Origin of the sequence: Pelagibacterium nitratireducens, assembly GCF_037044555.1 — a bacterium.
Classification (GTDB): Bacteria; Pseudomonadota; Alphaproteobacteria; order Rhizobiales; family Devosiaceae; genus Pelagibacterium; species Pelagibacterium nitratireducens.
On sequence record NZ_CP146275.1, the window covers coordinates 2,284,500 to 2,310,272 of the forward strand.

The window sequence follows — 25,773 nt, forward strand, 5'->3', positions numbered from 1 at the left end:
GTGAGGCACACCACGCTCAGCCAATCCCCTACCCCACAAACCTGTTGTTGCGCGGAAAGCCTGTGGGGGGCTGACGGCCGGCCTGGGCGCGGTCGCCGATCCAGTCGAGCAGTTCTTCCATCGATTTCGAATAGTTCCGGCCCGAGGAATCGGTCCAGGTCAGCCCATCGGCGGAATTGAACAGCTTGGCATCTGAAATGCCGCCATCCTTGTATTTCTGGAGCCTGACGCCCTTGCCGCGGCTCATTTCGGGGAGTTGGGCGGCAGGGAAGACCAAAAGCTTGCGGTTCTGGCCGATGACGGCCACCGTATCACCCTCGGCGCGCACGCAAAGCTTTGCCTCGCCCTTGCCCGAGACGTTCAGCACTTGCTTGCCCTTGCGGGTGTTGGCAATCAGATCGTCCTCGGCGACGACGAAACCGTTGCCAATATCGGAAGCGATCAGGCGTTTGGTGCCGGGCTTGTAGACGAACAGATCGACTATATCCTGGCCCTCTTCGATATCGACCATGATGCGGACCGGCTCGCCATGGCCGCGCCCGCCGGGCAGTCTGTCGGCGCCCAGGGTATAGACCTTGCCGCCGGTGGTCAGCATGAGCAATTTGTCGGTCGTCTCACACGTCAGCGCCAGCTTGAGCCGGTCGTCGGACTTGAAGGTCTGGGCCGAGGCATCGTTATTGTGGCCCTTGAGCGCGCGAATCCAGCCCTTCTGCGACAGGATCACGGTGATCGGCTCACGCTCGATCATCGCGGTTTCGATGTCGGCAAGATCGGTCTGGGGCGCGGCGGCGAACTGGGTGCGACGACGGCCGAGCTTTGTATCGCGACCGTAGGATTTTTTCAGCTCACCGATCTCGGTGGTGATGACGCCCCACTGCTTTTTCTCGGACGCCAGAATGGTCTCGATGTGGGTCTTTTCCTCGCTGAGCTTGTCGAACTCGGAGCGGATCTCGATTTCCTCGAGCTTGTGCAGGCTGCGCAGGCGCATATTGAGGATGGCGTCGGCCTGGACGTCCGAGAGGTCCCATTTGGCCATCATCGTGGCCTTGGGCTCATCCTCCTCGCGGATGATTCGGATCACCTCGTCGAGGTTGAGATAGGCAACGAGATAGCCGCCCAGCACTTCGAGGCGGTGCTCGATCTGGCCGAGGCGGTAGCGCGAGCGGCGGACCAGCACGTCCTTGCGGTGATTGAGCCACGCCTTGAGCACCTGCGCAAGATTCATCACGCGCGGAATCTGGCCCATGTCCAAAACGTTCATGTTCAGCGAGAACCGGCTTTCGAGCTCGGTCAGCTTGAACATCGACTCCATGAGCAACACGGAATCGACGGTGCGGGCGCGCGGCTCGAGCACCAGCCTTATGTCCTCGGCGCTTTCGTCGCGCACGTCCTTGAGCAGCGGCAGGCGGCGGGCCAGCAGCAGTTCTGCAATCTTTTCGACCAGCCGGGACTTCTGCACGCCATAGGGGATTTCGGTGATGACGATGTTGTAGGTGCCCCGCCCGCTGTCCTCGACCTCCCATTTGGCGCGCACGCGGAACCCGCCGCGGCCGGTGGTGTAGGCCTGTTCGGTCGCCGCCGGATCGTCCACGAGAATGCCGCCGGTGGGAAAATCGGGACCGGGAACGAAGCGGATCAGGTCTTTGGCCGTCGCTTCGGGATTGGAGAGGATGTGCAGGCAGGCGTCGCACAATTCGGCGACGTTGTGGGGGGGAATATTGGTTGCCATGCCCACGGCGATGCCGCTCGAGCCGTTGGCCAGCAGGTTGGGAAAGTTGGACGGCAGGACAACGGGCTCTTCGTCCTCGCCATCGTAATTGGGGCGGAACTCGACGGCGTCCTCGGTGATCGCTTCGAGCAGACGTTGCGCGACCTCGGTCATCCGGCTTTCGGTATAGCGCATGGCCGCCGCGCTATCGCCGTCGATCGAGCCGAAATTGCCCTGCCCGTCGACCATCGGGTAGCGAACGGAAAAATCCTGCGCCATGCGCACCAGCGCGTCATAGACCGACTGGTCGCCATGGGGGTGAAACTTACCGATCACGTCACCAACGATACGCGCCGATTTCTTGTAGCCCTGGGCCGGGTCGAGCTTCAAAAGCCGCATGGCGTGCAGGATGCGGCGGTGGACGGGCTTGAGCCCATCGCGGGCATCGGGGAGCGCGCGCTGTGTGATGGTGGAGATGGCATAGGAGAGATAGCGCTCTTCGAGCGCACTCCTCAGATCGACTATGCCGTCCTTTTTTCTGTCATCACGGGGCGGATCGATAACATCGGCCATTGGCCATCCTTTTCAGGGCAAGCGAATCAGATGGGCAGTATAGTCAAAGGTGCTCGAAATTGCCGGATTGCGTGGGGCTTTTGTGGAAAACCAGCCGGCATCGAACCGAAATCCGCGCCGGCGTGACCGGCGCGGTGGCAGCGTTCGATTATTGAGCGACCAGCGTGTAGCTGCCGAGTTCGCAGATATCGATTTCGAATTCTTCGAGTTCAGGGCCTTCTGCGGTCTCGAAACGGAAATCGTAAAGGCATTGGTCCGAACCGTCGCCGATGAATACGGTGCCGTTGTAGCCGGATTCGAGAACGCCGATCTCTTCAAGGAGATCGTTGCCCCAGTTTTCCTCGTTGGAGGGGGAGGCATAAAAATAGGTCAGCGTGTAGCCCGAATCGTTGGTGAGCGTGAACTCGACGTTCTGGGCAAGCGCCGGCGTGGAAACGAGGGCCGTGGCGGCCAGGATTGAAAGGATGGTCTTTTTCATTTCGTCCTCAAAAGCTGCGTGTTGCAGCGAGGCTTGGGTAGCCTGCCTTCAAGATCCGCGCCAGTGGACTTTGAATCAATCCGCAACGATCGAGCGTCTTGTCATTCCGCCGTAAGGTGCCGCACCAGCCAGTCGCGGGTGGAGGGGTGCTCGATCTGGCGCGGTGCCCAGACGTGGCGGTCGAGGAAATAGCAGGTGAGCGTGAAGGCTGCGGCGACGTCGCCGGGCGTGGGATCTGCGGAGCCGGAGAGAAAGGCCGGCAGCGCGAAAAGGCGGTCGGTATAGGGCGCTGCGGCCTCGGCACAGACTGCCCTGCCCGTTTTTGGCGAAACATGGGTCAGGTTCTCGTGCACGCCGGTCACCGCGCAGGTTTGAAGATCCAGCCCGAAGCCCAACTCTTCGAGAAGGTACATCTCGAACCGCGCCAGTTCGGCGCCGAGATCGATCGCGGCCCGTTCGTCATCGATCAGCGAAACGACGCCGCGCAGCAATTCGTCATGCGGATCGCGTTCGGGCAAAAGGCGCAGATGGTCGGCGAGCAGTTGGAGAAGATAGAGCTTTTGGCGGTCGGCAAGGATTTCGGCGGCGCGCAGGCGGGTCGCTTCGGCGGTGAAGGTGCCAAGATGGTCTTCGAGGCGGGCCCGCCATGTCAGCTGGGCTGAGTTGCCGGCCTGCAGGAACGCGGCGTGCTTTGGCGAGCGCCCGCCGCGCACAAGGCCGAGACAACGCCCGTGACCGGGCACCATGGCTTCGAGGATGAGCGCGGACTCGCCATGCCGCCTGACACCGATGATAAGACCTTCAGAGGACCATTCCATACGCATTTTCCATGGCGGAAATCGACCTTCGACGCCCCTCACCCTCGGCAACCCCGGCCGCCGACCAAAATCTCAGCGTCACCCCGGCCACCGAGCCGGGGTCCAGTACGCTCAGCGCCCAGCGTAAGCCACAAGCGCTCCCGGTTACTGGATCCCGGGTCGGGCCCGGGATGACGGTGGTTGATTTGGCGGGCACGGTGTCCACCGTGTCAGACCAAGCCCTATTTCGTCCAGTCGAGCCCCATTTCGCGGTAGCGTTCAGGATCGTCGGCCCAGTTGGCGCGGACTTTGACGAACAGGAACAGATGCACGTCGGTTTCGAACATCTCGATCAGTTCCTTGCGCGCTTCGGCGCCGATGGTCTTGATGGTCTGTCCCTTGGCGCCCAGCACGATCATCTTGTGGGTGTCGCGGGTGACGTAGATCACCTGCTCGACGCGGTAGGAGCCATCCTTCTGGATCTTGAAGCTCTCGGTCTCGACGGTCGCCTGATAGGGAATTTCGTCGTGGATGCGCAGGAACAGCTTTTCGCGCGTCACTTCGGCGGCGGTCAGCGCCATGGTCAGATCGGTCAGATGCTCTTCGGGGAAGTGCCATTCTTCGAGGGGCGCCTTGTCCCGGCACCATTGCACGAAATCGCCGACCCCGTGTCCGCGCAGGGCCGAGATCATGAAGGTGGTCTCGAAATTGACCTTCTCGTTGATCTTTTGGGAAAGCCCCAGCAATTCCTCGTGCTTGACCTTGTCGATCTTGTTGAGCACCAGAACCTTGGGCTGGCGGATATTGTCGAGTCCGTCGAGCAGCGCTTCGATTTCGCTATTGAGCCCCTTCTGCGCATCGATGATCAGGGCCACCATGTCGGCATCCCCTGCCCCGGTCCAGGCCGATTGCACCATGGCGCGATCGAGCCGGCGCTTGGGCGCGAAAATGCCCGGCGTGTCGATAAAGACAAGCTGGGATTCCTCGATGGTCAGAACGCCGCGCACCTGGGCTCGGGTGGTCTGGGCCTTGTGGGTGACGATGGACACCTTGGTGCCCACAAGCGAATTGAGCAGGGTCGATTTGCCCGCGTTCGGGGCACCGACCAGGGCGACGAAACCGCATTTTGTCGCCATATCTTTAGCTTCACTCATTGGTCGGCCTTCCACACGCCTTCGCGCAGCAGGAACTTTTCGGCCGCCTGATGCTCGGCCAGTTTTTTCGAGGTGCCGGTCGCCGCGATCGCTTCAAAGCCGCGCACGGAAACCGAGATGGTAAAGACCGGCGCGTGATCGGGTCCCGACCGCGCCGTTTCGACATAGGCGGGCGGCTCGAGCCCCTTGGCCTGCGCCCATTCCTGCAGTGCGGTCTTGGAGTCCGCACGGCGCGCCTGGGCCACGTCCAGATTATCACCGAACATGCGGTCAACGAAGGTATAGGCGGGATCGATGCCGCCATCGGCATAAATTGCGCCGATCACCGCTTCGCACACATCGCCCAGAATGGCGTCCTTGTCGGCGCCGCCGGTGCGCGCCTCGCTCTCGCCGAGCCGCACGTACGAGCCCATATCGAGCTTGCGGGCCACCCTTGCGCAGGTTTCCTTGCGAACCAGCGAATTGAGGGTTCGCGAAAGCTCCCCTTCATTGGCCTTGGGCAGCCGCTTGCACAGCATGTCGGCCACCACCAGCCCGAGCACCCTGTCGCCAAGGAACTCGAAGCGCTGATAGGAATCGGCGGTGCGCTTTGAGGGCGATACGGCGCTCGAATGGGTCAGGGCGCGCAACAGCAGGGCGGGGTCGTTGAAAACATAGCCCAGCCTTGCCTCGAGCGTCTCGCGATCGCGCGCCCTCAAGCTCATTGATAAACCGAAGTGAACATACGGTCGAACCGGACATTGCCCGGCCAGCGCCAGATCTGCCAGGGCGGAATATTGTCCTGAATCGAGAAGAAGCGCCATTGGGCCTTGCCCACGAAATTTTCGAACGGCACGTAACCGACCGAAGACAGCGAGCGGGAGTCGAGCGAACGGTCGCGGTTGTCGCCCATCATGAAATAATGTCCCGGCGGCACTGTATAAACGCCGGTGTTGTCGAACTGTGCGTTGTCGGAAATCTCCTGGGTGACGTAGCTCACGCCATTGGGCAGGGTTTCACGATACTCGGTCACCGGAATGTCGACGCCGGTGCTGTCGCGGTCGACGGTGGTGCCGACCTCTTCACGCGGCACGGTTTCGCCATTGATGGTCAGCCGTCCGTCGATCATCTGGACTTCGTCGCCCGGCAGGCCGATGACGCGCTTGACGTAGTTTTCGCTCTGGGGCACGGGCCGGATCACCGCGATATCGCCGCGCTGGGGGGCGTTGCCCATGATGCGCCCGTTCCAGGGCACCTCGGAATAGGGCAGCGAATAGCGCGAATAGCCATAGCTGTATTTGGACGCCAGAATGTAGTCGCCAATCATCAGATTGGACTGCATCGACGCAGTGGGGATGGAAAACGGCTCGAAGGCGAAGGTGCGGAACACCAGAGCAATCAGCAGCGCCTGAACGATGATGACGATGGTTTCGCGAAGTTCGCCCTTGCCGGTTTTCTTCTTGGCGGCGTCCGACATAGGGGTGCTCATGGGTTGGAAATCTCGGGAGTTTGTTACGGGAGCGGCCGGGCCGGGTCAACCGGGAGCGCCTCGATGATCACGAAGGCTTGCGCCATGCCGTTATCGTCGGTGATCGAGACATGGATATGGGGCTGATGCCCCTCGGGAACAAGCCTTGCCAGCATTGCCGCGGCCCCACCGGTCAGCTTCATCGTGGGCTTGCCGCTGGGCAGATTGACCACGCCCATGTCCCGCCAATAAACACCGCGTGACAGCCCGGTCCCCAGCGCCTTGGCGCAGGCTTCCTTGGCGGCGAACCGCTTGGCATAGGACGCGGCGCGCAGCCGCCGCCTGTCCGATTTGGTTCGCTCGATTTCGGTAAAGCAACGCCGGGTAAACCGCTCGCCGAACCGTTCGAGCGTGCGCTCGACATGGGCGATCTCGCAGATGTCGTTGCCCAGCCCGATAATCATTGCAGGCCCCTGCTCCCCGGTTTCACCGCCGGCATAGCGGCCAATTCGGGCGGCAGGTTGTCGGGCGAATAGGCGGGCACCTTGTATTGGGTCAGCGACACCAGCGGCACGCCGACATCGGCCTCCCCGCCCGAGCGGTCAACGATACAGGCCGCCGCGATCACGTCGGCGCCCAGTGCCTTGATCGCATCGATGCATTCGCGGATCGAGAGGCCCGTCGAAACGATATCCTCGACGATGATCACCTTTTCGCCCGGCGCGACCGAAAAGCTGCGGCGCAATTCGAACACGCCGTCGACGCGCTCGGTGAAGATGGCCGGCACGCCCAGATGGCGCGAGGTTTCGTAACCGGGAATGATGCCGCCGACCGCAGGCGAGACGATCTGGGAGACGTCGCCATACCCTTCGGCCCTGATCTTTTCGGCCAGCGCCTTGCAGAGCTTTTCGGCTTTGTCGGCAAACATGAACACGCGGTTCTTTTGCAGGAACACCGGCGAGCGCAGGCCCGAGGACAGGATGAAATGGCCTTCGAGCAACGCATCGCAGGAGCGGAAAATATCGAGGACTTCGTCCTGGGTCATTGGGGTTCGGTCTCCATTGTCTCTTGGGTTCCCGCTTCGAGCGCGCCTTCCATGCCCGAAATGGCATTGGACTGAACCATTGTGGCGCGCTGGACCCGCGACAGGCCCGGTGTGCGTTTGAGCGTTGCCAGGACGTCTGTCAACTGCGTCAGATCGTGCACTTCGAGCTCGAAGATGAGCTCGTGGGAATCGGCGGCAAGCGCCCGCATGGCCAGATTGGAGATATTGGCATCGCAGGCGGCAATGGCGCCGGTGATCTGGGCGAGCGATCCGGGGCGGTTCTGGGAATACATCGAAACCACGACCTTGAACCGCGCCTCGGGCTTTCCGGCCATGTCCCAGCGCACGTCGATCCAGCCCACATCCTTGTCATGGAAGGCGGCCAGTGCCTCGGATTCCATGGGATAGACTTCCATGTGGCCGGACTGGTGGAAGATGCCGATGATGCGGTCTCCGGGGACGACGCCTTCACGCGAGATATCGACGGGCATGTTGAAATCGAACCCGACCATCGTGGCGAATTTCTTGATGGCGGTGTGCTGTCCACCGGGCATGCGGAACTTGAAATATTGCGCGTTGCGTAGGGCGAACCATCCCTCGGCGTCATTGGCCACCGGCAGCACCAGCCGCCCCTTGCGCCGCCGCTTGCCCTTGAGCGCGGTGGTTTCGCGCGCCAGATCCTCGGCCGTGATGCGCCCCTCGCCGATGGCGGCGAGCATGGAATTGCGGTCAGCGATCGAAAAACGATTGGCCAGCGCGACGATCTCGTCCTCGTTGAGCTCGAGCGACTCGCGCTCGATCACCGCCATCAGCACCTGCTCGCCCAGCGCAATCGCCCGCGCAAAAGCACCCTGGCGCACGGCGCGACGAACCGCCGAGCGCGCCTTGCCGGTCATGGCGATGTTTTCCCAATTGGGCGGCGGGGTATGGGCCGCATCGCGCAGGATTTCGACTTCATCACCCGAATGAAGCTGGGTGATGAGCGGCATCACCGTGCCGTTGATCTTGCACCCCACGCAGGTATCGCCGACATCGGTGTGCACGGCATAGGCGAAATCGATCGGCGTGGCGCCGCGCGGCAAAGCGATCAGCCGTCCGCGCGGGGTAAAGCAGAACACCTGGTCCTGGAACAGTTCGAGCTTTGTGTGTTCGACGAATTCTTCGGGGTTATCGCCCTCGGTGAGCCGGGCAATGGTCGAGCGCAGCCAGTTATAGGCCTGGCTTTCCTCTTCCAGCCTGTGCATGTCGCCGGAAATGGCTTCCTTGTAGAGCTGGTGTGCGGCGATGCCGAATTCGGCGATGGCGTGCATTTCCTGGGTGCGGATCTGCAGTTCGACGCGCTGGCGGCCGGGACCGACGATGGTGGTGTGGATCGAGCGGTAATCGTTGGCCTTGGGGACCGAAATGTAATCCTTGAACCGGCCCGGCACGACCTTCCAGCTCGTGTGGATGACGCCGAGCGTACGGTAGCATTCGTCGATCGTGTCGACGATCACCCTAAAGCCGATCATGTCGGAAAGCTGTTCGAGGGCAATCGCCTTGCGCTCGATCTTCGAATAGATCGACCAGGCCGATTTGAGCCGCCAGGACACCTTGGCCTTGATCCCCTGCCCGGCCAGATGCTCTTCGAGCTCGCTACGGATTTCCGCGACGATCTCGCGGCTGGAAATCTCCATCTGCGACAGGCGCGAGGTGATGGCATTGTAGTGCTCGGGGTAGAGCGACTTGAACGCCAGATCCTCAAGCTCGTTGCGCATGTCCTGCATACCCATGCGTCCGGCGAGCGGTGCATAGATATCCATGGTCTCCTGCGCGATGCGGCCGCGCTTGTGGACGGGCATGAACTCGAGCGTGCGCATGTTGTGCAGGCGATCGGCCAGCTTGACCAGCAGCACGCGCACGTCCTGGGAAATGGCCAGCAGCAGCTTGCGCAGGTTTTCGGCCTGGGCTTCTTCGCGGGAGACGAGGTTGAGGCGCTCGATCTTGGTCAGCCCGTCGACGATCTGACCGATCTCGGTGCCGAACATCTCGTCGATCTCGGCGCGGGTGGCGTCGGTGTCCTCGATGGTGTCGTGCAGAAGCGCCACGGCGATGGTGGCATCGTCGAGCTTGAGATCGGTGAGGATGGCGGCGACTTCGAGCGGGTGGGCGAAGTAGGGGTCACCCGAAGCGCGGGTCTGGCTGCCATGCTTTTGCATGCCGTAAACGTAAGCCTTGTTGAGCAGGGCTTCGTCGGCATTGGGATTGTAGGCCAGAACGCGTTCGACGAGTTCGTACTGACGCATCATGCGCCGGGGTACTCCAGGCAAATTCAAGTTCACAAACTGCAAAGGCGCCGGGCCGGAGCCTGACGCCTTCACAAACACTATAGGGAAAGGCTTGCGCCGATCAATCGTCGCGACGCTCGGGGGGCGCCAGCGACTCGATGCCGCGGAGCAGCTCTTCTTCGGAAATGGTGTCGAACACCGGACCTTCTTCGTCCGAAGAGGTTTCGATGCGCGGCGCGGTGTCCATTTCCGGCTCGTCGACTTCCACATACTTCTGGAGCGAGTGGATCAGATCTTCCTGCAGATCGTCGGGCGAAATGGTGCCATCGCCGATTTCACGCAGGGCGACGACGGGGTTCTTGTCGTTGTCGCGATCCACGGTGATCTGGCCGCCCGAGGAGATCATGCGGGCGCGATGGGCGGCCGCAAGAACCAGCTCGAAGCGGTTCGGAATCTTTTCAATGCAATCTTCTACGGTGACGCGTGCCACAGCCGGTCTCCATTGCTTTAGGGGAGTTGCCGTTCTCTTACACGAGGGCCTTGGTGATGACAAGCGGGGGTTTGCCCCGCCCGATCATCTTAATTTGACGCCCGGAATGAACTTCTGTCGGGTTTGCCGCGTTGAGCCATGTGAACGATTGCAATTTTTCTACCGATTTTTGTTTGGAGCTTTTGTCCATATGTTCGATTCCCGGGAAAAGGTCGTGCTGTTCATCGACGGCGCCAACCTTTACGCGACGTCCCGAGCGCTTGGTGTCGATATCGACTACAAGCGGTTGCTCGGTGAGTTTCAGGACACGGCCTACCTGCTGCGCGCTTACTATTACACCGCGCTCGTCGAGGATCAGGAATATTCCTCGATCCGGCCGCTGATCGATTGGCTGGACTACAATGGCTACGCGGTGGTGACCAAGCCCGCCAAGGAATTTGTCGACGCGCAGGGGCGGCGCAAGATCAAGGGCAATATGGATATCGAGTTGGCCATCGATGCGCTCGAGATGTCCGCCCATTACGATCACCTCGTCCTGTTTTCAGGCGATGGAGATTTTACCGCGCTGGTCGCCGCATTGCAGCGGCGCGGCAAAAAGGTGACCGTCGCTTCGACGCTGACCACGCCCACGCCGATGATTTCGGACGATCTGCGGCGCCAGGCCGACTACTTTCTCGAAATCGCCACCCTGGTCAAGACGGTGGGCCGCCCGCAGGTTGACCGCCAGCAGGTCGCCAGAGAGGATGTTTCGCCCTGATTCTTGTGCGAGACTGTCCTTGGCGCTCCCGACCAATCCACCACCAGATTGTCCGCTCTGTCCGCGACTGGCCGAGTTTCGGCACGTCAATCAGCACCAGTTTCCAGATTGGCACAACGCGCCGGTGGACAATTGGGGCGATGCCGCCCCCCGCCTGCTGATCGTCGGGCTGGCGCCGGGGCTGCGCGGGGCGAACCGCACCGGGCGCCCGTTTACCGGCGATTACGCTGGCGATCTGCTCTATGCAACGCTCAAGAAATTCGGGCTGGCGACCGGCGAGTTCGAAGCCGATCCCAATGACAGCCTGCAGCTCGTCGATACGCTGATCGTCAATTCCGTGCGCTGCGTCCCGCCGCAAAACAAGCCGACCGGGCCCGAAATCGCCACCTGCCGACGGTTTCTTGTCGCCACGATCGAGGCCAATCGTCAGGCAAAGGCGTTCTTTGCCCTTGGCCGCATCGCCCACGAATCGCTGCTCAGCGCCCTGGGAGAGCGCCGCGCCGCCTTCCCGTTCGGCCACGGCCGCGCGCACCGGCTGAGTGACGGCCGCACGCTGATCGATAGCTTCCACTGCTCGCGCTACAACACCAATACCGGGCGGCTGACGACCGAGATGTTCGAGGACGCGATGAGCAAGGCGAAGGCTGCGATAACGGCAGAAGGCTGAGCGTCCACCTCCGGCGCCGGGGGTACTGGATCCCGGCTCAAGGCCGGGATGACGGTGGTGGCGAGGGCAATGTCGTGACAACTCTCACTGTCGCTGTCCCGGACCCGATCCGGGACCCAGCGGATTTTCCAGGCTACCCGTGGATATTGGAGCGCACATGGGCTCCGGCCCTCGCCGGAGTAGCGAGGGGGAGGAGAGCCGCGACCGAAGCCATCTGCGCTGCCGTTTACTGGATTCCGGCTCAAGGCCGGAATGACGGTCGTGTGGAACATTGTGCAAGGAAAGGCGACGGCTCTGCGAGGGGCCGCTTCTGTTTGGCACAGGAGCATCCCTACCCCCTTGGTCATCCCGGACTTGATCCGGGATCCAGTACGCTCGGCATTCGAGCAGGCCCGACCGTCCGAGGCCAGATCAGCCCTGCTTCAAGATCCGCTGTTTGTCGCGCGCCCAATCGCGATCTTTCTGGACGTCGCGTTTGTCGTGGGATTTTCGGCCCTTGGCGAGCCCGATCAGCAGTTTGGCCATGCCGCGATCGTTGAAATAGAGTTTGAGCGGCACGATGGTGTTGCCCTGCCGCTCGACGCCCTTGGCGAGCTTGTCGAGTTCGCGGTGCGAGACCAGAAGCTTGCGGCGGCGCTTTTCGTCGTGGTTGAAGCGGTTGGCCTGCACATATTCGGGAATGTTGGCATTGATCAGCCAAAGCTCCCCGCCCTCGGGCGACACGTAGGATTCGGCGATCTGGGCCTTGCCGTTACGCAGGGATTTCACCTCTGTCCCGCGCAGCACGATGCCGGCCTCGATGGTGTCGAGAACCTCATAATCGAACCGGGCACGGCGGTTTTCGGCCACCATGCCGGTTTCGAGCAGACCTTTTTCTTTCTTCGGTGCCATTACTTATCGATCAGTTGATGAGCCCGGCGTGGACCAGTGCGGCGTCGATGGCCGCGCGGGTGGTTTCTGTCACCGGAACCAGCGGAAGCCGGATTTCGTCGCCGAACAGGCCGAGCCTGGACGCGGCATATTTGACGCCCTGCGGGTTGGGCTCGATAAACAGTGCCTTGTGGAGCGGTGCCAGCCGATCCTGAATGGTGAGCGCGGTGCTGAAATCTCCAGCCTGACAGGCGGCCTGAAACGCCGAGCACAGCCTTGGCGCAACGTTGGAGGTGACCGAAATGCACCCCCTGCCCCCATGGGCGTTGTACCCCAGCGCGGTAATGTCCTCGCCCGAGAGCATGACGAACTCCGAGCCCAGCGCAGCGCGCGTCATTGTCGCCTTGCTCATGTCGGCGGTCGCGTCCTTGACGCCGACGATATTGGGGCACGCATCGCGCAGGCGCTTCATGGTGTCGACGTTGATATCGACCACCGTGCGGCCGGGCACCGAATAGAGAATGACGGGCAGGCTGGTCGCCTTTGCAATCGCTGAAAAATGCTGGAACAGACCCTCCTGGTTGGGCTTGTTGTAATAGGGCACGATGGTCAGAATGCCATCGGCGCCGGCCTTTTCGGCAAACTGGGCGAGATGGATGGCTTCACGCGTCGAATTGGAGCCGGCCCCGGCGATGACGGGAACGCGCTTGTCCGCTACTTCGATGGCGATCTCGATGACGCGGCGATGTTCCTCGTGGCTGACCGTGGGGCTTTCGCCGGTGGTTCCCACCGGCACCAGACCGTTGGTGCCTTCCTCGATCTGCCATTTGACGAAGCGCGCCATGGCGTCTTCATCAACAGCACCCTTATGGAACGGCGTTACCAACGCCGTGATCGACCCGGAAAACATGTGAGACAGTCCTTGATTTTCGACAGTAGGCGCGCCTGGCAGCCGCCTTTAACGAGATTATCGCGCTCCCAAAGAAAGCGCTTCAACTTTCTATTTTTGTCGCGCTTCCGAACCCAAAATTGGTCCCCACTTCTGCTGGAAGCACTCCAACATTTTGTTTTGTCGCGCTTCCGAACAGCAAAAGTGGTGCCCACTTTTGCTGGAAGCACTCCAGTATCGCCCTCGATCCCTAAGGGGATGTTTCTTGATGGCGCGGGATGACGGTTTTGTCACCCCAGAACTGGCGCACCATAATGGCACTTGCATGGCGCGACAAGGAGGGCCACGGCCTCACGCTCACCGCGATTGCCTGCGCCGCCGGGCGTGGTATGAAGCATCATGTTCAAGCGCGCAACTCCCCTGCCCCAAACACAGCTTTTTTCCGACCTTCCGGTCAGGACGATCACCTGCGGCAGTGCCAGTACACAGATTGCCGTGCATGTTCATGGCGAGATTTCCGATGATGTGGTCCCGATCGTGTGCCTGCCGGGCTATGTGCGCAATATGTCCGATTTCGCCGGACTGCCCGCCGCGATCAACCGGCTGCCCGGTACCGGCTTTAGCTTCATCCTGATCGATCTGCCCGGTCGGGGCCGGTCGTCGTACATGGGCAAGGGTGCGCGCTATTCCACGCTCGCCGATGCCGATTGCGTGCTTGATGTGATGGCGGCGCTCGACGTGCCGCGCGCCGTTCTGGCCGGCGAAGGCCATGGCGGCCAGGTCGCCATGATCATTGCCACGCGCCGTCCCCTTGCCGTTGCCGGAACCATTCTGATCGACGCCGGGCCGGTGACCGACCCGCGCGGGCTGGTGCGCACGCGCAACAATTTTCGCCATTTGACAGCGCTCAGATCGGCGCCGGCTTGCCGGGCTGCGCTACGCAAGATCCTGAGCACCGATTATCCGGGCGAGTCCGAGGCGCGGCTCGACGGGTTCGCCCAGCGCATTTATGCCGAAGACGGGCGCGGAAAGCTGCGCCCGCTTTTCGACAGCCAGTTGATCGCCCAGCTCGAACAGTTCGAATTCGACGACGTTCTCGAACCGCAATGGCAATTGTTCGATACGCTTTCCCACGTCCCGCTGATGATCGTGCGCTCGCAACTGACCGATCAGGTGCGGCGGGCAAGTTTTGACGAGATGGTGCGCCGGCGCCGCGACGCGGCAACGCTGGTCATATCCGACCAGGGATCGCCCGCCCTTCTCGAAGATGCCGAGGAACATCAGGCCATGGCGGCATTCTTGCGCGACATATGCCGGGCAGATGAGCCTGATGTCGGCGACAGGGCCGCGTCTGCCTGACATCGACGCCCCAACCGCGCACGCTCACTCCCGGCTGGCGGCCTTGGCCAGCGCCTTGGCCTGTGAGACCCATTTTTCCCGCTCGATGCGGCCCTTGAAGGACAGTCGGGCGTTCATCATGGCGATGGATTTGGCGTTCCAGGCGGCAATCTGGCTGAAATGATACACACCATTGTGGTGCAGAACCGATTCAAGTTTGGGGCCTATCCCCTTGATTTTCTTGAGATCGTCAGGTTGTCCGCCAATCGGTTCATTGAGCAGGCCAAGCGCTGGGTCGCCGAGGTCGGGCCGTTCGGGCGCAACCGGCGTTTGAGATTGATCGGGCTGGGCGACCGGTTCGGCGCGCCGGCTGGGCCCGAACATCCGCTTGAGCAGATATCCGACAAGACAGCCGATGAAAAAGGCGGCGAGCAGCAGCAGCGCGCTGGGAAGGATGTGCGGCGTGGGATCCATGGACTTGCTTTCAAATTCTTGTTTGCCGCGCTTCCGGACCGGAAAAGTCTGCAGCTTTTCCTGGAAGCATTCAACGCCCCTCTTCGGGTGCGCCGTACCATCCGGTCGCAATGCCGATCAGCACGGCCAGAACCAGAAATGGCCAGTTGATGGCGATCAGATATGCTATGTCACTCACTGCCCAAGCCCCCTCTTTCCGGTCGGAGCCCTGCCTTTGCGGCGGCTCACATCCGGCATTGCTATTGCGCAATGTCTTCGAAGCTGAAGACGATGCGCCGATTTTGCGCCTTGCCCGCCGCCGTTTCGTTGGACGCAACGGGAAGACTTGCCCCATAGCCGACGGCGAAAAGGCGCTGGGGGTCGATCCCCTGCGCCACCAACCGGTCGACAACCGCCTCGGCACGGCTGAGGGACAAAACCAGATTGGTTTCGTCGCGCCCATCGGCGTCGGTATGTCCTTCTACATAAACCGGCTGCGCAGGGCAAATGGCCAGTACTGCGGCGATATCGGCAATAAGGCTCTCGGACGACGCCGTCGGGGTCGTGCGGCCCGAGGCGAAGGAAATTGCGTTGTCTTGCGTGAGCGCGGCCAGCTGCTCACGGCACTGTGTAGCTTCCGCCTCGAGATTTGCATTCGCGGCAGCGTCCCCATCCGGAACGATCGGATCGGCGGGAGCAATGTCCTGCTGTTCCTGGACGAACGCCTGATCTTGTTGGCTGTCCTCATCGACCGGCGCTTGCCGTTCGGTCGTTCCTTCCGTGGGGACGATGTCGTCGGACAGCGGCTGTTCGCCGGTCGCGTCGTCGGCCTCGACCTCGGGCTCGGGCTCGGGCACCGTATCGGCTGTAGATTGCGTGGACGCCTCGGCATCCGCCGTTTCGATAATCTCCGTTATATCTTCGCGTGCTGGCTCGCTTTCCTCAAGCAGGCCTTCAACCGACTCCATGACATCCTCACCGATCGGCTCTGGGGGCTGGACGCTTTCAGTTTCGCCACCTCCCGGCCCTTCGACCGCCACGACCCATTCCGCACCGTCGCCGGCAGATCCAAGAGCTTCGATCAGCGCATCGCGACTCGCATCGGGCCGCAATGTGCCCGTCGCCGTCCATTGCCCCTCGCCATAGGCAATCGATCCGTCTTCCAGCATCTCGCTGGCCGCTATGGCTTTCATCGCATCACGCAGGAATCCCAGCGGCGCGCCGTCGGCAATCGTCATGCCGTCATCGTCGATCCCTGCCTGTCCGGAAAGAATCGTCGCGACCGACTGGTATGGCACATTGCCATTCAGCGTGATGTCGCCGGCATCGATCTGCACGGCCCAGACAAAGGCATCGCCGGACCCAATCTCCGCTGTCTCATCGAGTGATTGATACTGCGCATGCGCCGCCTGGATCGGGGTCAATACGATGACGGCGGGCAGGACAAAAAAGAGCAAGCGGGGAAAAGTCATTCAAAGCCAATAGGTTTACGCCGCGTGCCGCGGCAATGTCGGTCGACTCGGGATTTCGAGGTTCAGTGTAAAGCATTTTGGCCGCCGACGAAGCCAGTCCAGCCCATCATTTCCGGCTCAACGCAAAAGAAAAGGCCCGGCAAACGCCGGGCCTTTCCAAACAATCGCCTCGAGGCGAAGAGTTCTTAGAACTCTTTGGAAGCTTCGAAGGTCAGCTTGTAGTGGTCGTCGGTGTCGGCGAACACGTTCAGGCTGGTTTCGAAACCGCCGCCCGGTGCGTAGGTCACACCAGCAGCGCCGTAGATGTAGTCAGCGCCGCCGTTGTCGGTGTAGCCGAGTTCAGCGTTGGCAGCGATGGTTTCGGTGACATCAACGTCAACACCACCGTAAACGGTGAAGATATCGACAGCGACGTCTTCCTGGTAGCCGGCGCCGAGATAGACGGCAACGGTTTCAGTGGCGTCGAACGAACCTTCACCAGCAATGCCCCAATCGTTGTCGCCAGCGATTTCGTCGATGAACGCGTCAACGTCGAGCGTGAACATGTCGAGCGTTGCAGTGGCACCGAGCGAAGCAATGTAGTCACCGCTATCATCAAAGATCACAGCAGCGCGAGCTTCGAACGAATCGAACTCTGCAGTCAGAGCGGCATAGAAGTTGACCGGATCAGTGGCACCATAAAGGTCGCCAAGGAGAACGGCAGCTTCAGCCGAGAACATGCCGCCGTCATATTCGACGCCGAGCAGTGCAGTGCCGTCGCCGTCGAGGTCTTCGAGACCGGCGATGACGGTGAAGCCATCAGCAACCAGCGATTCGATGGTGATGACGTGGCCGCCCTGAGCAACGGTGTTGGACAGTTCGCCTTCGTCGAGATCCCAATCGAAATCGCCGTGCTCGTCGCCACCATAGGTGCGGTCGAGAACTTCGGTGTCGAGGATCTTGTCCTTCAGACCGGCCGAAAGAACGGTGGTGTCACCGAACTGAACATAGGCCTGATCGACAACGGGATCTTCCGAATAGGTGTGAACGAAGCCGGTAACGGTTTCGGTGTCATCATCAACGAACGAGATGAAGGCAACGGCAGCGCCGGCGTCGGTCTGGGTGGTGGCTTCGAAGGCCAGTTCCCAATCGACGTTCGAAATGATTTCGTAGCCGGTGATATCCTGGTGCGTATATTCGTACGACACTTCACCCGAGATCGACAGGCAGGTGTCGTCGGATTCGATGGTCAGGCCCGAGATGCCGTAGGCATCGCAAACGCCGAGCGACACGAAAGTCGCCGGAATCGGATCAGCGGCCTGAGCACCCGTCGACAGGGCCAGAACAGCTGCAGAACCCAGAAGAAGGCTCTTAAGTTTCATAATTGACCTCCAAAGTCAGTCATTCAGTTTGTTTGTGCCGGGCTATCCGGCAGTTTGTCGAAACGCGACCACATTATTGTTGGTGTCGTGTGTTGCCGTCGCGTTGCGACCGACAAACGATCCCATGCATGGATTCGCAAGACCCACTCTAGCGATGCCGGTTGGGTTCGCAACAGCCGTTCGCCCTGTTCAACGGCCATTCGGGAGGGTTGCGGGACCAATGTTGCAAAATGTCCACACATACGGAAACCACTCGTTAACACTTGAGGCAATCATTGTTTACGAGTCCTTTATCTATCGCCTGCGACAGACTGGGACGAACCGGTTTCGCAAAACAGCCACATTGGTGATGTGCTTGGGTTTCAAGCGCCACTTCGTATAATCGCAGGATTTCTCTTGTCCGACCGAACATCATTGTTGTCAGGCGCATTCGCTGTGCTGCTGGCCGTCTCGGTGGCCGGCCAGGCATCGGCGCAGAGTGGCGCGGCGGACGTCGACCAGATGCTGGCCGATGCAGATGCTCTGGTCGTGAGCACCGATGTCACCACGCGGTGTGCCCTTTTCGATGATTCCATCGTGTACCTCACGCCACTCGAACAGGTGGCCGCCCAGATCCGGCTCGGCGAAATCGCCACCGCGGCCGCAGAGACGATCGAGGACGCGCCGCACCGCATTGCCCGGATGCGGGCCGAGGCGGCAGCGATAGCCTGCGGCGATCCCGACCTCACGCCCTATATGGATTTCGGGCGGCAGACCGCGCGCGACGTCATCGATATCGCGCTGTTCGCCTGGCGGTCGATCGACGTTCCGGGCTGCAACTATTTCGCCGATGACGATTTCATGCGCGCCGCCGAACGGGCCACCACGGCTGCGGAGCAGGCAACGATCGAGGGCGCGGCCAACCGCGTCACCTATATCGAGCAGCGCGGCGCGGCTTGGGCCGAAATTTTTGCCACCAATTGCGCCAATCTCGGCTTTGAGCCGGTGGAGACCCTGCCGGGCCAGATCGCCCTGGCACTGCCCACACAATAGTCGCCATTCACCCCTTCCAGCCTGCGCGATATTGCGCTAAACCGATCCCCGAATGGGGCTGTAGCTCAGTTGGGAGAGCGCGTCGTTCGCAATGACGAGGTCGTCGGTTCGATCCCGATCAGCTCCACCATTTTTTCTCTCACGGGCCGCACCGCTCACGGCATGACGCGCTTGAACCGCGCTATGCCGCTCACTGGCCCTCCGAGGGGCGGCGAACGGTCGCCGGGGTCCTCGGCTCCGCCTCGTCCATTTTGTCTCGCGGCGCGCACCACGGCGGGCATGACGGCGCTGAAACCGCGCTTATGCCCTCCGCTGCGCCTGCGACGGCGCGGCGAAAACGTTCGCCGGGGTCCTCGACTCCGCCTCGTCCGTCCGTCTCAAGGCCGCTCGACGGCATGACGGGACCAGGGCCTCAAGCCTTGTCCCGGGCCGCCTGTCGCAGCTTGGTGAGAGTGGTTCGGGGCGTGATCGCCTCGGGATCGAGTTTGAGGTCGATCACCGCCGCCTTGCCCGATGCCAATGCACGCTCCATCGCCGGGGCAAACTCAGCGGTCGCGTGCACCGTTTCGCCATGCGCGCCGAAGGCTTTTGCGTAGGCTGCGAAGTCGGGGTTGACCAGATCGGTGGCCGAAACGCGCCCCGGGTAATGGTTTTCCTGGTGCATGCGGATGGTGCCCAGAATGCCATTGTTGAAGACGATGGTGACCGGTTTGGCACCGGCCGACATGGCCGTGGCGAGATCCTGTGCGCTCATCAGGAAATCGCCGTCCCCGGCAAAGCAGACCACCGGCGTTTCGGGCTGGACAATCGCGGCGGAGATGGCGGCGGGAAACCCATAGCCCATTGACCCCGAGGTCGGGGCCAGTTGTGTGCCAAGGCGGCGATAGCGATGGAAGCGGTGCAGCCAGACCGAGAAATTGCCCGCGCCATTGGTGTATATCGTTTCAGCCGGCATATTGGCCTCGAGCCATTCCATCACCGCGCCAAGCTGGATATCGCCGGGATTGGGCGGACAGACCTGCCATTGGGCATAGGCCGCATGGGCAGCCTCGCCGGACCCGGCCCAGGCCGGAGACGCAATCGGGGCAAGGATCTCGAGCGATTTGGCAAATTCGCGCGGGGTGGCGTTGATGGCCAGCGCGGGATGATAGACCCGGCCCAATTCCTCGGGATCGGGATGAACATGGACAAGTCTCTGTTTGGGCACGGGTATGTCGAACAGTGTATAGCCCCCCGTCGTCATTTCCGTCAGCCGGGCACCGACAACGATCAGCAAATCCGACGCCTTGATGGTTTCGAGCAGTTTGGGATTGGGCCCGATGCCCAGATCGCCCGCATAGAGCGGATGGGAATTGTCGAACCTGTCCGCACGGCGAAAGCTGGTAGCGACCGGCAGCTGGTTGGCTTCGGCAAATCGCTGGATGGCGGAAACAGCCTCGGCATCCCAGGGGGCGCCGCCGAGCAGCATCATGGGGCGCTGCGCCTCGGCCAGCATGTCTGCCATTGCGTCAAGTTGATCGGCGCCCGGCCAGCTTGCCAGCGGCGTATAGGCCAGCGCATCGGGCACGTCGGCCATCTCGGTCAGCATGTCCTCGGGCAGCGCGATGGCCACAGGGCCCGGCCGGCCGCTGGTTGCCACCCTGAAGGCGCGGGCGATCAGTTCAGGCAACCTGGACGTGTCATCGACCTGTGCGGTCCATTTGGTGACCTGCCCGAACATGCGGCGATAATCGATCTCCTGGAACGCTTCGCGCTCGATCTGGTCGCGCGCCACCTGCCCGATAAACAGAATCATCGGGGTGGCGTCCTGCATGGCCACATGCAGGCCGGCGCTGGCATTGGTCGCACCGGGACCCCGCGTCACCATGCAGATGCCGGGGCGGCTGGTGAGCTTGCCATGGGCCTCGGCCATCATGGCCGCATTGCCTTCCTGCCGGCAGGTGACCGTCTTGATCTGCGGTGCATCGTAGAGCGCATCGAGCACGGCGAGATAGCTCTCACCCGGCACGCAGAAAACGTGGTTGGCGCCGTGAATCCTGAGTTGATCGACGAGTATCTGTCCGCCGGTGCGGTTTGCCATGTAAAGGCTCCTGAACCCTGTGTGGTTATCCCCTACCGAGAGAGGGCAGGTCTTGTCGAGGCCGGCTTGGCATCAGGCCGCCGCGAGGACCCTCGGAACATTCAATCGAGTCCGCGACTTGGCAAGGGTTTTTCACAAAGCGATTCCAAACGGCCACCCGACAGGATCGATACTGGAAACCGGGTGCCCGAGCCGCCGGCGCATGTTTATTGCCATGAACCGGTTCGGCTGGGTCAGGATCGGATGCTCTGCCCCATCGAAGCGGAGAACTTGACTTCATTCTCCGACTATCGCGTAATGATTGAGACTTCTATCCTATCATTTTGCACATATTGAGGAGACGATTACATGGACGAGATGGATCGCAAGATACTGGCGGTGGTCCAGGACGACTCGTCCCTGTCGGTCGCCGATATGGCCGAAAAGGTGGGCCTGTCCCACACCCCCTTCTGGCGGCGTCTCAAGCGGCTCGAAAAGGACGGCGTCATCAAGGAGCGGGTCTCGATCCTCGACCAGCACAAGCTTGGGCTCGACATCACCGTCTTTGCCCACATCAGACTCAAGGAGCACGATGAGGAAACGCTTGAGGCGTTCGAGCGGGACGTGGCGGGTTACCCCGAGGTGGTGGAATGTTATTCCATGAGCGGGGAGACCGACTATGTGGTGCGTGCGCTGGTCGCCTCGATTGAGGAATATGAGCGGCTTTTGAAGCGCAAGCTGTTGCATTTGCCCGGCGTTGTGGCCATCAACTCCCATTTCGCGCTCAAATGCATCAAGCTCACCACCAAGCTGCCAATCGCTGCACAAACAGAGCGCTAGACGGGAAACGGCCTCACGTCCCGGATGACTGAATAAGAGGAGACGGCTTTGAAAATTCTAGTCCCGGTCAAGCGGGTGCTCGACGCCAACATCACCGTGCGGGTGAAGTCGGACGGAACGGGCGTCGATCTCGCCAACCAGAAAATGAGCATGAACCCGTTCGATGAAATCGCCGTCGAAGAGGCGATCAAGCTCAGGGAAGCGGGCATCGCGACCGAGATCGTCGCCGTTTCCATCGGCCCCGCCCAGTCGCAGGATACGCTGCGCACGGCGCTCGCCATGGGCGCGGACAGCGCCATTCTGGTCAAGACCGACGAGACCGTAGAGCCACTGGCGGTGGCCAAAATCCTCAAGAAGATTGCCGAACAGCAAAGCCCCGATCTTGTCATCATGGGCAAGCAGGCCATCGACGACGATTCCAACCAGACGGCGCAGATGCTCTCGGCTCTGCTCGGCTGGCCGCAGGCGACCTTTGCCTCCAAGGTCGAAATCGCCGACGGCAAGGCCACAGTGACCCGCGAAGTCGATGGCGGCCTCGAAACGCTCGAACTCGCCCTGCCCGCCGTCATCTCCACCGATCTGCGGCTCAATACCCCCCGTTATGCCTCGCTGCCCAATGTGATGAAGGCCAAGAAAAAACCGCTCGAGGAAATCGACGCGGCCAGCCTCGGCGTGCCGCTGGCACCGACCTTGAGCGTCCTTTCGACCGCCAAACCGGCTGAGCGCAAGCCCGGTTCGATGGTGGGTTCGGTGGCCGAACTCGTCGAAAAGCTCAAGACGGAGGCACGGGTGCTATGAGCATTCTCATCCTCGCAGAACACGACAACTCCACCCTCGCCGTCGCGACCGCCAAGGCCGTTGCCGCTGCGCGCAAGATCGGTGGCGACATCGATGTGCTGGTGGCCGGGTCCGGTTGCGGCCAGGTCTCCGAGGCTGCGGCAAAGCTCGATGGGATCGCAAAGGTTCTGGTGGCCGACAGTGACGCCTACGCGCACCAGCTTGCCGAGCCGGTGTCTGAACTGCTCGTCCATCTGGCGGCTGGTTACAGCCATATCGTTGCCGCCGCGACGACCGCGGGCAAGAACGTTATGCCCCGCGTCGCGGCATTGCTCGACGTGATGCAGGTGTCCGATATCACGGCGGTGCTGTCCGAGAAGCGCTTCGAGCGGCCCGTTTATGCCGGTGCGGCGATCCAGACCGTCGAAGCCACTGCAGACAAGATCGTTCTCACCGTGCGCGCCTCGGCGTTCGACGCCGTGGGGACAAGCGGTTCGGCCGCTATCGAAGCTATCGATTTTGCCCCCTCGGCGCCGAAGGTCAAATTCGTCTCGCGGGACGCGGCGGTCAGCGCCGGGCCGGAACTCGCCAATGCGCGGATCGTGGTTTCCGGCGGGCGGGCACTGGGCTCGGAAGAAAAGTTCAACGCAATCATCAAACCGCTGGCCGACAAGCTCGGTGCCGCCATGGGCGCTTCGCGCGCCGCCGTGGACGCCGGCTATGCGCCCAATGACTGGCAGGTGGGCCAGACCGGCAAGGTCGTCGCCCCCGATCTCTATATCGCGGTGGGCATTTCCGGCGCGATCCAGCATCTGGCGGGAATGAAGAATTCCAAAATCATCGTCGCCATCGACAAGGACCCCGAAGCTCCGATTTTCGGCGTGGCCGATTACGGGCTGGTGGGCGATCTGTTCGAGCTGGTGCCGGAACTGACCAAGGCGCTTTAAGCGCCCTGTCTTGTCGCAAAAGGGCGGCGCCATAGCGCCGCCCCTTTCTTTTTTATTCCACGGTGATCGGGGAGCGTCCCAGCACCGACTGGTTGGCAACATCGAGAAAGCGCACCTCGTAGGTGCCCGGCTCATCGGGGATGGTCAGTTTGGTCGCCTTCTCGCTGCTCGCGGACTGCGCCTCGATCCAGGCGAAATCGGCCTGATCGGCCCGGGCCAGCGAGATGCGCGCGCCCTCGACATCGGCGGTCCAGGTCACAAGGATCGTTTCGCCCGGCGCTGCCGAAGGCGGCACATCGAGGCCGGCACCGAAATCGATGGCACTGCCCTCTTCGAGCACCTCGACGGGCGTCGAGGCCATGGTGAGACCGCCTTGATCGAGCACGTAGCGCACCTCATAGAGCCCCGGATCGGCCGGCGCCGTGAGGTCTTGTTCGGACGCATCGCTCACGCGGCGGTAGTCGGTATAGCTCCCTTCCTCGGCTCCGGCGGGGACAATCGTCACATAGTCGCTGCCGTTGATCGCGCCGGTATAGCCGACCGAAAAGCGCTCATTGGCGATCACCACGGTGGGGGCCGAAACGCTCACATCGCCCGCCACGACCTCGACCGGGGTCGACGCCATGGTCCGTCCGCCCTCGTCGAGCACATAGCGCACTTCATAAAGGCCGGTCTCGGCGGGCGCCGTCAGCTCCTGCTCGGACGCATCGCTTACACGTCTGTAGTCGGTATAGCTGCCTTCCTCGGCTCCAGCGGGGACGATTGTGACATAGTCGCTGCCGTTGACGGCTCCCGTGTAGGTCACGGTAAACCGCGAACCGATGGTCACCGTTTCGGGGGCGGAAACCGTCGTCTCGCCCTCAACGACCTCGATGGGCGATGAGGCCAGGGTCCGCCCGCCCTCGTCGAGCACGTAGCGCACTTCATAAAGGCCAGGCTCGGCGGGCGCCGTCAGCTCCTGCTCGGACGCATCGCTTACCCGCCGATAGTCGGCATAGCTGCCTTCCTCGGCCCCCATGGGGACTATGGTGACGTAGTCGCTGCCATTGACAGCCCCTGTGTAGCCGACAGTGAAGCGGGCGCCCACCGTTACGGTTTTGGGAGCGGAAACCGTGGTTTGCGGCTCGACCACCTCGATCGGTGTCGAGGCCATTGTCCGCGCGCCCTCGTCAAGGACGTAGCGCACTTCATAAAGGCCGGCGTCCGCGGGAGCGGTCAGTTCCTGTTCGGACGCATCGCTTACCCGCCGATAGTCGGCATAGCTGCCCTCCTCGGCCCCGACCGGAACGATGGTGACATAATCGCTGCCATCGACAGCGCCTGTATAGCCCACTGTAAACCGGGCCCCGGTGGTGACCGTTTCGGGTGCGGTGACGGTAACGTCGGCATCGACCACCTCGACCGGGGTCGAGCCGGCCGTTTCGCCTGTGCTCTCAAAAACATACCGCACTTCGTAAAGCCCGGTTTCGGCCGGCGCCCTCAATTCCTGCTCGGAATCGTCGCGCACGCGCTGATAATCGCCATAGCTTCCTTCATCGGCACCGACCGGGACGATGGTGACATAATCGCTTGCCTCGAGCGTCGGCGCCCAGCTCACGGGGAACCGCATGCCGACCGTTACGCTGGCCGGCGCCTTGATATCGACCTGAGCGACTTCAGGTTCGGGTTCCGGCTCTGGCTCGGGTTGCGGCTCGGGCAAGGGCGCCTCCTCGATCACCTGCTTGACCTCGGCCAGGGCGTCGGCCAGTTCGCCGGCATTGGATGCGGGCACGAAGATGCCGCCCGTGTTTTCGGCTATGCAGGAAAGCTGAGCGTATTCCTCGGACGCCACGTCAAACCCGATGACGTGGGTGGTGAACGCGATGCCGCGCTCTTCAAGATGGGTCGCGAGCGCGCAGGGGTCGGCCTCGCAATTTTCGATGCCGTCTGAAATCAGAACCACAGTGGCGGGGTTTTCGAGATAGACCAGTTCTTCTGCTGCATGCTCGACGGCAGCCGAGAGCGGCGTGCGGCCCAGCGGGTTGATGGCGTTGACCGCATCACTGAAAGTGGCGGGCGAAATCGGTTGCGGTGCAATTACCGTTTCAATGTCCCCGCAATCGCCCTCGCGGCGATGGCCGTAGGCCACGAGTCCAAGATTGGTCTCGTCCGGCCACTGGTTGACAAGGTCCCCCAGCACCTCGCGGGCAATCTCGATCTTGGTGACGCCCTCGATCTGGCCCCACATGGATCCCGAAGCGTCATAGACCACCATGACGTCCTGTGCCGGAGCCTGGCCAGCCCCCAGCCCGACAGCGAGCGCTGCTGCCATCACAAATGTTTGTATGCGTCTCATCCTCGTCCCCTTGGCGA

24 protein-coding genes and 1 tRNA gene are annotated in these 25,773 nt (G+C 61.8%); 8 read left to right on the plus strand and 17 right to left on the minus strand.

What is annotated here, in order from left to right; all coding sequences use genetic code 11:
* Positions 1–28 precede the first annotated feature (28 nt).
* The 10 genes from parC to rpoZ all read right to left on the minus strand — a co-directional run bounded on the left by parC (position 29) and on the right by rpoZ (position 9,959).
* Positions 29–2,281, minus strand: a complete 2,253-nt coding sequence (gene parC, locus V6617_RS11365) for a DNA topoisomerase IV subunit A (protein WP_338607083.1) — start codon at positions 2,279–2,281, stop codon at positions 29–31.
* 148 nt (positions 2,282–2,429) lie between these two features.
* A complete protein-coding gene (locus V6617_RS11370) occupies positions 2,430–2,759 on the minus strand; it encodes a hypothetical protein (protein ID WP_338607084.1) in 330 nt (109 codons plus the stop codon).
* 101 nt (positions 2,760–2,860) lie between these two features.
* Positions 2,861–3,577, minus strand: a complete 717-nt coding sequence (gene recO / locus V6617_RS11375) for a DNA repair protein RecO (protein WP_338607085.1) — start codon at positions 3,575–3,577, stop codon at positions 2,861–2,863.
* Between the two features lie 221 nt (positions 3,578–3,798).
* Positions 3,799–4,710, minus strand: coding sequence for a GTPase Era (era, locus tag V6617_RS11380; protein WP_338607086.1), 912 nt, complete (start codon positions 4,708–4,710; stop codon positions 3,799–3,801).
* The gene (gene rnc / locus V6617_RS11385) at positions 4,707–5,414 is read right to left on the minus strand and encodes a ribonuclease III (RefSeq protein ID WP_338607087.1); all 708 of its coding nucleotides are present in this window, start codon (positions 5,412–5,414) and stop codon (positions 4,707–4,709) included. The genes era and rnc overlap by 4 nt, the downstream gene beginning before the upstream one ends.
* Positions 5,411–6,166, minus strand: a complete 756-nt coding sequence (gene lepB / locus V6617_RS11390) for a signal peptidase I (RefSeq protein WP_338610698.1) — start codon at positions 6,164–6,166, stop codon at positions 5,411–5,413. Before lepB ends, rnc begins: the two co-directional genes overlap by 4 nt.
* A gap of 35 nt (positions 6,167–6,201) precedes the next feature.
* Positions 6,202–6,621, minus strand: a complete 420-nt coding sequence (gene acpS / locus V6617_RS11395; RefSeq protein ID WP_338607088.1) for a holo-ACP synthase — start codon at positions 6,619–6,621, stop codon at positions 6,202–6,204.
* Positions 6,618–7,202 carry an orotate phosphoribosyltransferase gene (pyrE, locus tag V6617_RS11400; RefSeq protein ID WP_338607089.1) on the minus strand — a complete coding sequence of 195 codons (585 nt, stop codon included), beginning with the start codon at positions 7,200–7,202 and terminating at the stop codon, positions 6,618–6,620. The genes acpS and pyrE overlap by 4 nt, the downstream gene beginning before the upstream one ends.
* A complete protein-coding gene (locus V6617_RS11405; protein WP_338607090.1) occupies positions 7,199–9,490 on the minus strand; it encodes a bifunctional (p)ppGpp synthetase/guanosine-3',5'-bis(diphosphate) 3'-pyrophosphohydrolase in 2,292 nt (763 codons plus the stop codon). Before V6617_RS11405 ends, pyrE begins: the two co-directional genes overlap by 4 nt.
* A 100-nt stretch (positions 9,491–9,590) precedes the next feature.
* Positions 9,591–9,959 (minus strand): DNA-directed RNA polymerase subunit omega, encoded by a 369-nt coding sequence (rpoZ, locus tag V6617_RS11410; protein ID WP_338607091.1) that lies wholly within the window; start codon positions 9,957–9,959, stop codon positions 9,591–9,593.
* A 190-nt stretch (positions 9,960–10,149) separates the two neighbouring features.
* Between rpoZ and V6617_RS11415 the strand changes: the two genes are divergently transcribed.
* Positions 10,150–10,716 carry an NYN domain-containing protein gene (locus V6617_RS11415; protein ID WP_338607092.1) on the plus strand — a complete coding sequence of 189 codons (567 nt, stop codon included), beginning with the start codon at positions 10,150–10,152 and terminating at the stop codon, positions 10,714–10,716.
* Positions 10,703–11,383 carry a uracil-DNA glycosylase gene (locus V6617_RS11420; protein WP_338607093.1) on the plus strand — a complete coding sequence of 227 codons (681 nt, stop codon included), beginning with the start codon at positions 10,703–10,705 and terminating at the stop codon, positions 11,381–11,383. The genes V6617_RS11415 and V6617_RS11420 overlap by 14 nt, the downstream gene beginning before the upstream one ends.
* 411 nt (positions 11,384–11,794) lie before the next feature.
* On the opposite strand, the gene smpB is transcribed toward V6617_RS11420, so the two are convergent.
* On the minus strand, positions 11,795–12,274 hold the full coding sequence (smpB, locus tag V6617_RS11425) for an SsrA-binding protein SmpB (RefSeq protein ID WP_338607094.1): 480 nt from the start codon (positions 12,272–12,274) through the stop codon (positions 11,795–11,797).
* A 10-nt stretch (positions 12,275–12,284) separates the two neighbouring features.
* Positions 12,285–13,163, minus strand: a complete 879-nt coding sequence (gene dapA / locus V6617_RS11430; protein ID WP_338607095.1) for a 4-hydroxy-tetrahydrodipicolinate synthase — start codon at positions 13,161–13,163, stop codon at positions 12,285–12,287.
* Between the two features lie 378 nt (positions 13,164–13,541).
* Between dapA and V6617_RS11435 the strand changes: the two genes are divergently transcribed.
* The gene (locus tag V6617_RS11435) at positions 13,542–14,501 is read left to right on the plus strand and encodes an alpha/beta hydrolase (RefSeq protein ID WP_338607096.1); all 960 of its coding nucleotides are present in this window, start codon (positions 13,542–13,544) and stop codon (positions 14,499–14,501) included.
* A gap of 24 nt (positions 14,502–14,525) precedes the next feature.
* On the opposite strand, the gene V6617_RS11440 is transcribed toward V6617_RS11435, so the two are convergent.
* The 3 genes from V6617_RS11440 to V6617_RS11450 form a co-directional block, all read right to left on the minus strand.
* On the minus strand, positions 14,526–14,954 hold the full coding sequence (locus tag V6617_RS11440; protein ID WP_338607097.1) for a hypothetical protein: 429 nt from the start codon (positions 14,952–14,954) through the stop codon (positions 14,526–14,528).
* Positions 14,955–15,193: 239 nt separating this feature from the next.
* Entirely contained in the window at positions 15,194–16,390 is a 1,197-nt protein-coding gene (locus V6617_RS11445) for an OmpA family protein (RefSeq protein WP_338607098.1), read from the minus strand.
* A 200-nt stretch (positions 16,391–16,590) separates the two neighbouring features.
* Positions 16,591–17,766, minus strand: coding sequence for a porin (locus tag V6617_RS11450; protein ID WP_338607099.1), 1,176 nt, complete (start codon positions 17,764–17,766; stop codon positions 16,591–16,593).
* Positions 17,767–18,183: 417 nt separating this feature from the next.
* Between V6617_RS11450 and V6617_RS11455 the strand changes: the two genes are divergently transcribed.
* Positions 18,184–18,798, plus strand: a complete 615-nt coding sequence (locus tag V6617_RS11455; RefSeq protein ID WP_338607100.1) for a hypothetical protein — start codon at positions 18,184–18,186, stop codon at positions 18,796–18,798.
* A 54-nt stretch (positions 18,799–18,852) separates the two neighbouring features.
* Positions 18,853–18,928, plus strand: a tRNA-Ala gene (locus tag V6617_RS11460).
* A gap of 282 nt (positions 18,929–19,210) precedes the next feature.
* On the opposite strand, the gene V6617_RS11465 is transcribed toward V6617_RS11460, so the two are convergent.
* Positions 19,211–20,878: a thiamine pyrophosphate-binding protein gene (locus V6617_RS11465; protein ID WP_338607101.1), complete on the minus strand. Its 1,668-nt coding sequence runs from the start codon at positions 20,876–20,878 to the stop codon at positions 19,211–19,213.
* Positions 20,879–21,226: 348 nt separating this feature from the next.
* On the opposite strand from V6617_RS11465, the gene V6617_RS11470 reads away from it, so the two are divergent.
* Genes V6617_RS11470 through V6617_RS11480 form a run of 3 tightly spaced genes read left to right on the plus strand, consistent with a single transcriptional unit; the run spans position 21,227 to position 23,421 of the window.
* Positions 21,227–21,697 (plus strand): Lrp/AsnC family transcriptional regulator, encoded by a 471-nt coding sequence (locus tag V6617_RS11470; protein WP_338607102.1) that lies wholly within the window; start codon positions 21,227–21,229, stop codon positions 21,695–21,697.
* Positions 21,698–21,745: 48 nt separating this feature from the next.
* Positions 21,746–22,495 (plus strand): electron transfer flavoprotein subunit beta/FixA family protein, encoded by a 750-nt coding sequence (locus V6617_RS11475; protein WP_338607103.1) that lies wholly within the window; start codon positions 21,746–21,748, stop codon positions 22,493–22,495.
* Positions 22,492–23,421 carry an electron transfer flavoprotein subunit alpha/FixB family protein gene (locus V6617_RS11480; RefSeq protein WP_338607104.1) on the plus strand — a complete coding sequence of 310 codons (930 nt, stop codon included), beginning with the start codon at positions 22,492–22,494 and terminating at the stop codon, positions 23,419–23,421. The genes V6617_RS11475 and V6617_RS11480 overlap by 4 nt, the downstream gene beginning before the upstream one ends.
* 52 nt (positions 23,422–23,473) lie before the next feature.
* Here the strand turns inward: V6617_RS11480 and V6617_RS11485 are convergent, their stop codons facing one another.
* The gene (locus V6617_RS11485) at positions 23,474–25,756 is read right to left on the minus strand and encodes a VWA domain-containing protein (RefSeq protein ID WP_338607105.1); all 2,283 of its coding nucleotides are present in this window, start codon (positions 25,754–25,756) and stop codon (positions 23,474–23,476) included.
* Positions 25,757–25,773 lie beyond the last annotated feature (17 nt).